Annotated in this window: 12 protein-coding genes; 8 read left to right on the forward strand and 4 right to left on the reverse strand. The window is 70.7% G+C overall.

Annotated elements, in window-relative coordinates; all coding sequences use genetic code 11:
- Window positions 1–42: 42 nt before the first annotated feature.
- The 3 genes from PKA16_RS05780 to PKA16_RS05790 form a co-directional block, all read right to left on the reverse strand.
- Window positions 43–627, reverse strand: coding sequence for a hypothetical protein (locus tag PKA16_RS05780; RefSeq protein WP_324401298.1), 585 nt, complete (start codon window positions 625–627; stop codon window positions 43–45).
- Window positions 614–1,975 carry a UDP-glucose/GDP-mannose dehydrogenase family protein gene (locus PKA16_RS05785; RefSeq protein WP_324401300.1) on the reverse strand — a complete coding sequence of 454 codons (1,362 nt, stop codon included), beginning with the start codon at window positions 1,973–1,975 and terminating at the stop codon, window positions 614–616. The genes PKA16_RS05780 and PKA16_RS05785 overlap by 14 nt, the downstream gene beginning before the upstream one ends.
- A gap of 83 nt (window positions 1,976–2,058) precedes the next feature.
- Window positions 2,059–3,600 (reverse strand): glycosyltransferase family 39 protein, encoded by a 1,542-nt coding sequence (locus PKA16_RS05790; protein ID WP_324401302.1) that lies wholly within the window; start codon window positions 3,598–3,600, stop codon window positions 2,059–2,061.
- 88 nt (window positions 3,601–3,688) lie between these two features.
- On the opposite strand from PKA16_RS05790, the gene PKA16_RS05795 reads away from it, so the two are divergent.
- Both PKA16_RS05795 and PKA16_RS05800 read left to right on the forward strand, forming a co-directional pair.
- Window positions 3,689–4,726 carry a glycosyltransferase family 2 protein gene (locus PKA16_RS05795; protein WP_324401303.1) on the forward strand — a complete coding sequence of 346 codons (1,038 nt, stop codon included), beginning with the start codon at window positions 3,689–3,691 and terminating at the stop codon, window positions 4,724–4,726.
- Window positions 4,727–4,851: 125 nt separating this feature from the next.
- The gene (locus tag PKA16_RS05800) at window positions 4,852–5,793 is read left to right on the forward strand and encodes a lysylphosphatidylglycerol synthase transmembrane domain-containing protein (protein ID WP_324401305.1); all 942 of its coding nucleotides are present in this window, start codon (window positions 4,852–4,854) and stop codon (window positions 5,791–5,793) included.
- A 131-nt stretch (window positions 5,794–5,924) separates the two neighbouring features.
- Here the strand turns inward: PKA16_RS05800 and hppD are convergent, their stop codons facing one another.
- Window positions 5,925–7,061 carry a 4-hydroxyphenylpyruvate dioxygenase gene (hppD, locus tag PKA16_RS05805; protein WP_324401307.1) on the reverse strand — a complete coding sequence of 379 codons (1,137 nt, stop codon included), beginning with the start codon at window positions 7,059–7,061 and terminating at the stop codon, window positions 5,925–5,927.
- A 213-nt stretch (window positions 7,062–7,274) separates the two neighbouring features.
- Between hppD and PKA16_RS05810 the strand changes: the two genes are divergently transcribed.
- The 6 genes from PKA16_RS05810 to PKA16_RS05835 all read left to right on the forward strand — a co-directional run.
- On the forward strand, window positions 7,275–7,754 hold the full coding sequence (locus PKA16_RS05810; protein ID WP_324401309.1) for an Lrp/AsnC family transcriptional regulator: 480 nt from the start codon (window positions 7,275–7,277) through the stop codon (window positions 7,752–7,754).
- Between the two features lie 120 nt (window positions 7,755–7,874).
- Window positions 7,875–8,573: a GNAT family N-acetyltransferase gene (locus PKA16_RS05815; protein ID WP_324401311.1), complete on the forward strand. Its 699-nt coding sequence runs from the start codon at window positions 7,875–7,877 to the stop codon at window positions 8,571–8,573.
- A 120-nt stretch (window positions 8,574–8,693) separates the two neighbouring features.
- Window positions 8,694–9,572 carry a transporter associated domain-containing protein gene (locus PKA16_RS05820; protein WP_324401313.1) on the forward strand — a complete coding sequence of 293 codons (879 nt, stop codon included), beginning with the start codon at window positions 8,694–8,696 and terminating at the stop codon, window positions 9,570–9,572.
- A complete protein-coding gene (gene lnt / locus PKA16_RS05825) occupies window positions 9,562–11,139 on the forward strand; it encodes an apolipoprotein N-acyltransferase (RefSeq protein ID WP_324401315.1) in 1,578 nt (525 codons plus the stop codon). Before PKA16_RS05820 ends, lnt begins: the two co-directional genes overlap by 11 nt.
- 162 nt (window positions 11,140–11,301) lie before the next feature.
- Window positions 11,302–11,823 (forward strand): bifunctional 3-hydroxydecanoyl-ACP dehydratase/trans-2-decenoyl-ACP isomerase, encoded by a 522-nt coding sequence (gene fabA / locus PKA16_RS05830; protein WP_324401317.1) that lies wholly within the window; start codon window positions 11,302–11,304, stop codon window positions 11,821–11,823.
- Window positions 11,820–11,992 (forward strand): beta-ketoacyl synthase N-terminal-like domain-containing protein (locus tag PKA16_RS05835; protein ID WP_324401325.1); only part of this gene is annotated, 173 nt, incomplete at its 3' end. The genes fabA and PKA16_RS05835, both read left to right, overlap by 4 nt.

Genomic DNA, 11,992 nt, shown 5'->3' on the forward strand with positions numbered 1-11,992 from the left:
GCCACTTATTACCTGAAATCCGGCACCACGCCGGCGCGGCTTTCAATCGCCCTGAGCTGAATCCAGATCAAGGCGCAGCGCATCGGGCAGAACCGTCAGCGCGCGCACCTGCAGCCCGCGCTGGCGTGCCCGCGCCAAGGGCTCGGCCGGCACCCGGTAGAGCACCTGCCCCGACAGCAACTGCCCGAGCAGCGGCGGCGCCAGCCGGGCCAGCAGCGCGCGCGGCGCAGGGTCGAGCGCCTCGGCGTCGATCTCGCTCACCCGCACGTCCACCATGCGGATGGCGCCCGCCTCGGCGTCATAGCGCAGGCCGAAGTCCAGCGCCAGGTGGCCGGCCAGGCGGCGCCCGTCCGGCGGCTCGGTCAGCACCCAGTCCAGGGCCAGCCCCAGGCGGTTGCGCTCGGGCCGCAGCGTCAGCGCGGGCGCCTGCAGGCTCAGCTCGACCAGGCCGCCGATGCCGCGCTGCACCGGAAAACTGCGCGCGATGGCGTCCTGCAGGCGCTGGCGCGGCAGCGTGATCGAGCGCGCGCCCAGCCAGTCGCCCGCGCACGCCGCCAGCAAGGCGGCCGGTGCCAGGACCAGCCACCGGCGCCGCGCCGGCGCCGCCGCGCGCTCAAGCGGTGCCATCGCCCGGGGCGCGCGGCGGCGCAGCGGCCGGTCGGCCGATGCAGACATAGCCCAGGCCATGGCGCGCCAGCACCGCCGGCTCGTACAGGTTGCGACCATCAAAGACCATGCGGTCGGCCAGCAGCCGCGCCATCTGTCTGAAGTCGGGCACGCGAAAGGCCTTCCATTCGGTCACGATGGCCAGCGCGTCGGCGCCCTCGAGCGCCTGCGCCGGCGTGTCGCACAGCACCAGGTCGGGCCGCTTGCCAAACAGGCGGCGCGCTTCGTCCATGGCCACCGGGTCGTGCGCGCGCACCCGGGCGCCGGCGTCCCACAGCTGCGCCAGCAGGGTGCGGCTGGGCGCCTCGCGCATGTCGTCGGTCTCGGGCTTGAAGGCCAGGCCCCACACGGCGATGGTCTTGCCGCGCAGGCCGGCGCCGTAGTGCGCGACGATGCGCTCGCCCAGCACGCGGCGCTGGGCCTCGTTGCGCTGCTGCACCGCCTGCAGCAGCGCGGGCGCGAAGCCGACCGACTGCGCGGTGCGGATCAGCGCCTTGACGTCCTTGGGAAAGCAGCTGCCGCCATAGCCCATGCCGGGGTAGATGAAGTGGTAGCCGATGCGCGGATCGCTGCCGATGCCGCGGCGCACCGCCTCGACGTCGGCGCCCAGGCACTCGGCCAGGCCGGCGATCTCGTTGATGAAGCTAATCTTGGTGGCCAGCATGGCATTGGCGGCGTACTTGGTCAGCTCGGCGCTCCTCACATCCATCACCACCATGCGGTCGTGGTTGCGGTTGAAGGGCGCGTACAGCTCGCGCATCTGGCGCTCGGCCACCGGGCTGCCGGTGCCGATGACGATGCGGTCGGGCCGCTGGCAGTCGGCCACGGCCGCGCCTTCCTTGAGGAATTCGGGATTGGAGACGACCTCGAACGCGTGCTCCACCCCGCGCGTGGCCAGCCCCGCGCGCACGGCCTCGGCCACCTGGTCGGCCGTTCCCACGGGCACCGTGGACTTGTTAACAAGGGTGCGCGGCCCGTCCATGTGGGCGGCGATGCTGCGCGCCACCGCCAGCACGTGCCGCAGGTCGGCGCTGCCATCTTCGCCCGGCGGCGTGCCCACGGCCAGGAAGATCAGTTCGCCGTGCGCCACGCCTTCAGCGGCGTCGGTGGTGAAGGCCAGGCGTCCGGCCTGCTGGTTTTGCACCACCAGCGGCGCCAGCCCGGGTTCGTGGATCGGGATGCGGCCGGCGCGCAGGGCGGCAACCTTGGCCTCGTCGATGTCCACGCACACCACCTGGTGGCCGACGTCGGCCAGCACGGCGCCCTGCACCAGGCCGACGTAGCCGGTGCCAAATACGGTGACTTTCATGTTCGGTCAGACTCGCAATCGGTGAAGAAAACGCAGCGCGCCCAGAGCAAGCGCGCCACACCCAATGAGCAGGATGGGTCCGCTCATGGCTGGGCGGCGGCCGGATGCCACAGATAGTCGTAGCGCGCCAGCGGCGCACCGGCGGGGGCCATGAGGTAGGGCAGTTCGATCTGGTGCACGCCGGCCGCCGCGCTGGCCGCGGGCATCGCCTGCAGCGCCTGGGCCCACCAGTTCGGAGCGAGCCGGTCGGCGCGCGAGATCACGAGCCAGCCGCCGTCGCGCCGGACCGGGTCGGCCAGGAAGTCGCGCAGGCAGGGAGCGGCGGCTTCGTCGAAACCGCAGGCGTAAATGGGCGCGGCCGGAAAGCGCGTGCGCAGCGCGCCGGCCAGCATGTGGTCGGCGCCCAGGATCGGGCTCTTGCCGTCGTAGCCCGCGCCGCGCAAGGCATCGGCGAGCTTGGCGATCGGGTGGTTCAGCTCGTCGAACGGCGGCAGGCGCGCGGCGATCCAGGGGCGCACGCCGGCCACCAGCACCGTGAGCAAGGCAAAGCCGATGATGGCCCCGCTCAGGCGCCGTCCACGCGGGTCGAAGTCGAGCTGTGGCCGCCAGGCCATGGCGATCAGTGGAAAGCCACACAGCAGCGGCAGCAGCCAGCGATCACGAAAACTGGTCACATGGGCCAACAGCACCATGGCCAGCAGCGGCAGCGTGACCAGCAGCAGGTAGCACCCGCCGAGCTGCGCCAGCCAGCGCGTGCGCGCCGGATCGGCACCGCCGTCGGAGCGCGGCGGCCGCCACCAGGCGGCGCCAAACGCAGCCAGCGCGGCCAGCGACCACAGCAGCACGGAGCCGACCCAGCTTTGCGTCAGTTTGAGCAAGCCCCGGCCGATCGAGTCGAAGCGGCCCATCTCCATCTTGCGTAGCGTGCCGCTGGTGGCCTCCTGCACATGGTGCAGCAGCCACAGCGAGTGCGGCAGCACCACCAGCAGCGCCACCAGCGGCGCCCACCACCAGCCGCGCGCCAGCAGGGCGCGGCGCGCCTCGGGCACCGTGAGCGCGGCCAGCAGCAGCGCCGCGGCAAACAGAGCGAAGTTGTACTTGGCCAGCATGCCCAGGCCGCAAAACAGCCCCAGCCAGGCGAAATCCGCCGGCCGCTGGTGACGCACGATGCGGATCAGCATCCACCAGGCGCCGCAGGCCATGGTGCTGACCAGGATGGTGTGGGTCTGGTCACGGATCGAAAACCAGCCCAGCGCCGGAAGCAACACCATGCCGGCCGAAGCCCAGAACGCCGCGCGCGGGCCGAGCACTTCGCGCGCGCCCAGCCACATGAAGCCGTAGGTGAGAGCCAGCAAGCCCTGCTTGAGCACCGCCAGCGACAGCACGCTCGGCCCGAGCAGGCCGTTCATTGCCCACTGCAGCCAGGTGTAGAGCGGCGGTTGCGGCCCGTAGCCGGGCAGGATCTGCTGCGACCACAGCATTTGCTCGGCCTCGTCCCACTTGAGCGCGGGCGAAACGACAAGCCGCACGGCGACCTGCGCCAGCGCCAGCAGCGCGAACCAGGCAAGCGGGTGCGCCAGCGGCCAGGCCAGCGGGCGGGCATCGGAGCGGGCGGGGACGTTCATGGGGTACGCAAGGCCAGGCACGGCGGGCCGGCGCGCGGCCCAAGGCACAATGGCGGCGGCTATTATCCCTGCCGGCCCGCTTCGCGACATGACCGACGCCCCTTCCCCGCACCCCGCGCCCGATGTCTCGATCGTCGTGCCGATCTACAACGAGTACGACAACCTGCCGCAACTGATCGAGCGCGTCGGCCGCGCGATGCACACGCAGCCGCTCACGTTCGAGCTGATTGCCGTCGATGACGGCTCCAGCGACGGCAGCCGCGCGCGCCTGCGCGAGCTGGCGGCCAAGCACCCGTGGCTGCGCGTGGTGCTGCTGGTGCGCAACTACGGCCAGTCGAGCGCGCTGCAGGCCGGCTTCGACCGCGTGCGCGGGCGCTACGTGGTGACGCTGGACGCCGACCTGCAGAACGAGCCGGGCGACATCCCGCTGCTGCTCGAGCGCCTGGAGACCGACTCCGAGATCGACGTGGTGAGCGGCTGGCGCCAGAACCGGCAGGACGCCGAGATTTCGCGCAAGCTGCCGTCGCGCATCGCCAACCGGTTGATCTCGCGTGCCACCGGCGTGCATTTGCACGACTACGGCTGCGCGCTCAAGGCCTACCGGCGCCCGATCATCGACCGCATCCGCCTGTACGGGGAGTTGCACCGCTTCATCCCCTCGCTGGCCAAGGACGCCGGCGCGCGCATCGCCGAGGTGCCGGTGCGCCACCATGCGCGCACGCACGGCGTCTCCAAGTACGGCATCGACCGCACCTTCCGCGTCATCCTCGACCTCATCCTGGTGGTGTTCTTCCTGCGCTACCGCCAGCGGCCGCTGCACGCCTTCGGCGGGCTCGGCCTGTGGCTGACAGCGCCGGGCGTGCTGATCCTGGCGTGGCTGCTGCTGTGGAAGTTCATGGGCCACGACATCGGCGACCGGCCGCTGCTGCTGGTGGGCGTGATGCTGCTGCTGATGGGCGCGCAGCTGATCGCCGCCGGACTGATCGGCGAACTGCTGATCCGCATCTACCATGAGGCCGGCGGCGCGCCGCAATTTCACGCCGAGGAATACCGGCCGGACGAGACAGGGAATCCGCCCGCAGCACCGGCCGGACAAGCGGCAACCGCCATCAACACAAGGGCCTGACTGGGCCGATCCGCGTTGGCGCCACCGAATGACCGATGCGAGCCCGACGATGACCTGCCATGCGCGGCAGGCGCGTCATCCAAGCGCGGCGAGGCCATTCGGTCACTCGCCCCCCATGCCTGGCGGTGAAAGCTGATCGCGTCAAGACCTGGCTGCGCGGCCTGCTCGGCCTGGCGCTGCTGGCTGCCGTCGTGCTGCTGGCCAGGCCCGCGCGCGTGCTGGCCGAGCTGGCGCGCGCCGACCCGGCCTGGCTGCTGGCCGGCCTGCTGGCGGCGCTGGCGGCCAATGCCGTCTCCGCGCTGCGCTGGCGCGCGCTGACGCGCTGGCTGGGGGGCGAGCTGGGCCGCGCCGACGCGTGTCGCTGGTACTTCCAGGCCATCGGACTGAACGCGCTGCTGCCCGGCGCCGTGTTGGGCGGCGACGTCTACCGGGCGCTCGCGCTGCAGCGCAGCGGCAGCAGCACGCGCCTGGCGGGCGCCTCGGTGGTGCTCGACCGCGTCAGCGGCCTGTGGATGCTGTGCGCCATCGGCGGCTGGGGCGCTGCGGCCTGCAGCAGCGCGCTCGGGCCGTGGTTGCACCTGCCGGCGCGCCCACTGGCCCTGCTGCTGCTGGCGGGCAGCACGCTCTGGCTGGCCTTGCCGTGGGCCCTGCCGCCACTGCTGCGCCGCGCCCCGGCGGCGCGCTGGGCGCGCTGGTTGAACCCGCTGCGCGAGGCCGCGCTGCGGCCCGACTACGGTGCGCAACTGCGGCTGCAGGCACTGGCCTCGGCCGCGGTGCAAGCGCTGTCCGCCGCCGCGCTGGCGGCCGCCGCGCTGGCCCTGGGCATCGTGCAGCCGCTGGCGGTGTGGGCCTTTGCCAGCGCGCCGATCTTCCTGATGGCGGCCCTGCCCGTGAGCGTCGGCGGCTGGGGCACGCGCGAAGCCGCTGCGGCTGCGGCGCTGGCGCCGTTTGGTGTCATCCCCGCCGCCGCCGTCGGGGCCGGCCTGATCTACGGCGGCTACGCGCTCGCCCAGGGCGCGCTGGGCGCGCTGGCCTTCGGCTTGCCGCGCGGCGGTGCGGGTCAGTGACTGCGCCCTGCTCGATGACTTCGCCGCTCACACGGCATGCATGACGCAACGACCGGACGCCGCGAAGCGCTCGGTGCCGGTCATGGCGGCGCAGCCGCGGTCACCGGGACGCGCAGCGGCGCGGTCATTCGTCATCCGTCATTCGATTTCAGGACGCCGCGGCGCATCTGGTCGAGCTCCATGGTCTCGAACAGGGCCTTGAAGTTGCCCTCGCCGAAGCCCTCGTTGCCCTTGCGCTGGATGAACTCGAAGAAGATCGGGCCAAGCTGGTTTTCACTGAAGATCTGCAGCAGCAACTCGCCCTCGCGACCGTCGACCAGGATGTTGCGCGACCTGAGCTCGGCAATCGGCTCCTTCAGGTCCGGGATGCGCCTGGGCAGCAGCTCGTAGTAGGTGTCGCTGGTGTCCAGCAGCTTGACGCCGGCCAGCCCGAGCTGGTCGACCGCGTGGTAAATGTCCTTGCAGGCCAGCGCGATGTGCTGCACGCCCTCGCCCTTGTAGAGGTCCAGGTACTCCTGGATCTGGCCGGCCTGCTCGTTGCCCTCTTCGTTGATCGGGATGCGGATCTTGCCGCAGGGGCTGGTCATGGCCTTGCTCTTGACGCCGGTGGCCTGGCCCTCGATGTCGAAGTAGCGGATCTCGCGGAAGTTGAAGATGCGCTCGTAGAAGCCGGCCCATTCGTCCATGCGGCCCTTGTGCACGTTGTGCGTGAGGTGGTCGATCACCGTCATGCCGTAGCCCTCGGGACTGACGGCGGCGCCGCCCTTGATGCCCGGCAGCGGCTCGAAATCGACGTCGTAGAAGCCGATGTTGCCGATGTCGCCTTCCTGCGCGCCGTTCTTGCCGCGCCAGCGGTCGATCAGGTAGATGATCGAGTCGCCGATGCCCTTGATCGCCGGGATGTTGAGCTCGCCCGGATTGGCGTGCCCGGCATAGCCCCAGGCGCCCAGGCTGATGGCACGCTCGTAGGCCGCCTTGGCGTCCGCCACGCGGAAGGCGATGGCGCAGATGCTGGGGCCGTGCAGGCGCGCGAAGCGCTGGGCGAAGCTGTCCGGCTCGGCATTGAGGATGAAGTTGATCTCGCCCTGGCGATACAGCGTCACGTCCTTGCGCCGATGCCGCGCCACCGCCGTGAAGCCCATGCGCTCGAACAGCGCCCCCATCGCCTTGGGATCGGGCGCGGCGTACTCGATGAACTCGAAGCCGTCGGTGCCCATGGGATTGTCCCAGGCGGCGCCGGTGGGAGCAGGGGCGTTGGATGCAGGCATGGCGGCAGTCTCCTTGAAATCGTGCGACGAAGGCGGAACCCTTCAATGTAGAGCGTTCGTGGCTCAGGATTTCGGCGTTCTTGTCCTGCGTCAAGCATCGATTTACCGGGAATCATCGAAGAATGCGGGACGGTGCGCTGGAATTTTGCGACAAACCGAAGTCGGCCGCGCTTTTCATCCGAATTTCAGCGAATTGCGCTAAGATGAAAAATCATGGCAAGTACTTCGCTGGACCGCCTCGACCGCGCCATCCTGCAGCGCCTGCAGGAAGATGGGCGCGAGACCTGCGAAGCCATCGGTGAACAGGTCGGCCTGTCGGCCAGCGCGGTGCTGCGGCGCATCAAGCGCCTGGAAGAAGTCGGCATCATCGACCGCACCGTCGCCCTGCTGCGGCCCGAGGCGCTCGGCCTGGGCCTGGTGGCCTACGTCAACGTGCGCCTGGAGAAGCGCGAGGACCACGGCAAGCGCAATCCGATGGACGAATTCCGTGCCAGCGTGCAAGGCTGGCCCGAAGTGGTCGAGTGCGCGGCGCTGACGGGCGAGATGGATTTCCTGCTGCGCCTGGTGGTGCAGGACATGCGCGCCTACTCGCGTTTCATGCTCGACACGTTGCTGCGCCATCCGGCGGTGCAGGACTGCAAGACGAGTTTCGTGATGGACCGTGTCAAATCCACCACGGCCCTGCCGATCTGAGCCCTGCCCGCACCCAGCCTGCCCGCGGCACGTGAAATCGGCCCGGTTTTGAGTGCCGACTCCAGGGAAAACCCGGTGTTTGGAGTGGCAACTCTAGGGCCAGCCCCTAACATGAAGCGCATGGACACTTCCACTTTTTCCCGCCATGCAGGCGCGGCGTCGGCCCGGAAGCCATCGGCGGCCGGCCTGGAAGCCCTGCCGAAGAGTGCGGGCCTGGTCCCGATTCGCGAGATCGGCGCGCGCTACCGCCCGCAGATCCTGTGGCACCTGCTGCAGCTCGAGGCGCACGACCGCTACCTGCGCTTCGGCTATGCCGCCAGCGACGAGCAGATCCGGCGCTACGTCGAGGGGCTCGACTTCGAGCGTGACCAGGTGTTCGGCATCTTCAACCGCAAGCTCGAACTGATCGCAATGGCGCACCTGGCCCACCCGCACGACCTGGCCCAGGCCGGGTTTGCCGAGTTCGGCGTTTCCGTCGCCCGCCACGCACGCGGACGGGGCTACGGCGCGCTGCTGTTCGAGCGCGCGGCGCTGCACGCCATCAACCACGGCGTCGACACGCTCTACATCCAGGCGCTGAGCGAAAACGCCGCCATGCTGCACATCGCGCGCAAGGCGGGCGCGCAGATCGAGCGCGCCGGCAGCGAGAGCGAGGCGCACCTGCACCTGCCCGCCGCCAATTTCCGGACACGGCTCGACCAGTTGCTGGCGGACCACGTCGGCCACGTGGACTACTGGCTCAAGAGCGAGGCTTCGACCTGGCGCGACGTGCTGGGCAGCCCTCCCAGCGACGACGACGCGCCGCCAACGGGCGCCTGACGAAGACGCCACAAGCCGCGTGCCACGGGTGCCAGCGCGTGGGCGGCGCCGTTGCAGTGGCGCCGACATATCCGCTATCCTTCGTCGATCCCAACCCGCGCACGCCCTGCGACCTCCACCTTGCCCGCCCCCCATCCCGCGCGCCCCGGCGAGCGCGAAGACAAGCGCAGCCTGCTGCAGCGACTGGTCGAATTCATCAAGCCGGGCCCGGATTCGACCGACGAGCTGATCGAGACCCTGGCCGAGGCGCAGGACAAGGCGCTGATCGACGCGGAAAGCCGCGTCATGCTGGAGGGCGTGCTGCGCCTGTCGGACCAGACCGCGGGCGACGTCATGGTCGCGGCGCCGCGCATGGACCTGCTGGACATCGACGCGCCCTACGATACCCTGCTGGGCCAGGTCATCACCACCGCGCACTCGCGCTTCCCGGTCTACCAGGGCGAGCGCGAGAACGTGATCGGCATCCTGTTGGCCAAGGACCTGCTGAAGCTCCAGCGCTCGCCCACGCTGAACGTGCGCACCCTGCTGCGCCCGCCCGTGTTCATCCCCGAAAGCAAGGGCCTGAACGACCTGCTGCGCGAGTTCCGCGCCACGCGCAACCACCTGGCCATCGTGGTTGACGAATTCGGCCGCACCGCGGGCCTGGTGACGATCGAGGACGTGCTCGAGGAAATCGTCGGCGAGATCGAGGACGAGTTCGACATCGACACCGACGAGGGTGACATCTTCGCCCTGGCCGACCACACCTGGCGCGTGGCCGGCGGCACGCCGCTGGCGCAGTTCAATGCCTCGTTCGGGGTGCAGCTCGGGGTCGATCCGGACAGCGACCTGGAAGTCGAGTTCGACACCCTGGGCGGCCTGATCGCCCACGAGCTGGGCCACGTGCCCAGCCGTGGCGAGCGCTTCCGCATGGGCACGCTGGACTTCGTCGTGCTGCACACCAAGGGCGGTGCGGTGCGCTGGTTCAAGGTCGCGCGCGCGCCGCAAGATGCCGGCTGAGCGGCGCGCGGGCACCACGCCTGCCGCGGCACTGCTCGCCCTGCTGGCCGGCGCGCTGCAGGCGCTGTCCATCGCCGACCCGCTGACCGGCCAACCGCACGGCTGGTTGCAGCTCGCCAGCCTGGCCCTGCTGGTGGCGCTGCTGCAGTGCGGCGGCCGCAGCGTCGCCGCCCCCCGGCGGCGCGCGGCGCTGCTCGGCTGGCTGTTCGCCCTGGCCTGGCTGGCCGGCACCTTCTGGTGGCTCTACATCTCGATGCACACCTATGGCGGCCTCGCGGCCTGGCTGGCGGTGCTGGCGGTGCTGGCGCTGGCGGGGCTGCTCGCCCTGTACTACGCGCTGGCCTGTGGCGTGTTTGCCGCGCTGTGCGCGCACGCCGGCCCCGCGTCCCGACCGGGCTGGCAGGCCCTGCTGTTCGCCACGCTCTGGACCCTGGCCGAACTGGCGCGCGGCCGCTGGTTCACCGGCTTTCCCTGGGGCGCGGGCGGCTACGCCCACGTCGATGGCGTGCTGGCTGCCTGGGCGCCGCTGCTGGGCGTGTACGGCATCGGCCTGCTCGCGGCCTGGCTGGCCGCGCTGGCGGCCCTGCTGCTGGCGCGTCGCACGCGGCCCGGCGGGGTGGCGGCACTCGGCGCCGTGCTGGTCCTCGGCTGGGGCCTGCTCAAGCCCCTGTGGCTGCCCGCGCTCGGTGCGGGCACAGGCGCGCCGATGGAGGTCGCGCTGCTGCAGGGCAACATCCCGCAGGACGAGAAATTCGTGCCCGGCACCGGCGTTGCCGACGCCCTGCGCTGGTACGGCGCGCAGTGGCAGGCCAATGCCGCGACCCTGGTGGTGGCACCGGAAACCGCCCTGCCGCTGCTGCCGGGCGACCTGCCGCCAGGCTACTGGGAGGCGCTGGTGGCGCGCTTTGCCGGCGGCGGCCAGGCGGCGCTGCTGGGCGCACCGCTGGGCAACGCGGCAGAGGGCTACACCAATTCGGCGCTTGGCCTGGCGCCGGGGCAGGACCCACCCTACCGCTACGACAAGCAGCATCTGGTGCCGTTTGGGGAATTCATCCCGCCGCTGTTCCGCTGGTTCGTGCGCCTGATGCACATTCCCCTGGGCGACTTCAACCGCGGCGCGCTCGGTCAGGCCTCGTTTGCCTGGCAGGGTCAGCTTCTGGCGCCCAACATCTGCTACGAGGATCTGTTCGGCGAGGAACTGGCGGCGCGCTTTGCCGACCCGGCGCAGGCACCGACGGCGCTGGTCAACCTGAGCAACATCGCCTGGTTCGGCGACACCGTGGCGATCGACCAGCACCTGGCGATCAGCCGCATGCGCGCGCTCGAATTCGCGCGCCCGGTGCTGCGCGCCACCAACACCGGCGCCACCGCCATCATCGATCACCAGGGCCAGGTCACGCAACGCCTGCCGAGCGCCACGCGCGGCGTGCTGCAGGGCCGCTTCGAGGGCCGCCGCGGCATCACGCCCTACGCCTGGTGGACGGCCCGTGCGGGGCTGTGGCCGCTGTGGCTCGGCTGCCTGCTGGTGGTGGGCGCCGCCATCGTGCGAGACCGCCGAGATGAATGAATGGACCTCGCGGGCCCGATGCCCGACCGGCCGGGCACGCGAGGCACCCCGGAGTGGCAAGGCCCGCGACGCCGCGGCGCGCGGCAGGCCGCGCGGGAGTCCCCGCGGAGCGCGGCGTGCCGCTGCCGGAGCGGCGTGCGCGGCGTCAGGCAAAATAAGCAGATGGCCGAATCCTTTTCGTACGAGCAGCTGATCGCCTCCGGCGAGGGCCGTCTGTTTGGTCCCGCGGCGGGGCGCCTGCCGCTGCCGCCGATGCTGATGTTCGACCGCATCACGCACATCGACAGCGATGGCGGCGCGCACGGACTGGGGAAAATCGTCGCCGAACTGGACGTCAAGCCGGACCTGTGGTTCTTTGCCTGCCACTTCCAGGGCGACCCGGTGATGCCTGGCTGCCTGGGACTCGACGCCATGTGGCAGCTGATCGGCTTCTACCTGACCTGGCTGCGCTTGCCGGGACGCGGGCGCGCGCTGGGCGCCGGCGAGGTCAAGTTCAGCGGCGAAGTCGGGCCCGACGTGAAACGCGTCACATACGAGATCGACATCAAGCGCGTCATCAAGCGCAAGCTGAACATGGCCATTGGCGATGCGCGGCTGCTGGCCGACGGCCAGGAAATCTACGTGGCGCGCGACCTGCGCGTCGGCCTGTTCCTGCGCGATGCGAACGGCGAGGGCGGCGGATGAACAAGCGGCGGGTGGTGATCACGGGCGCGGGCATCGTCTCGTGCATCGGCAATGATCTGCGGACCGTGGAGGTCGCGCTGCGCACGGGCCGTTCGGGCATCCGGGCCGTGCCCCAGTTCACCGAGCTGGGCCTGCGCAGCCAGGTGGCGGGCGTGCCCGAAATCGACAT

Source organism: Ottowia sp. (genome assembly GCF_035325765.1).
Classification (GTDB): domain Bacteria; phylum Pseudomonadota; class Gammaproteobacteria; order Burkholderiales; family Burkholderiaceae_C; genus Ottowia.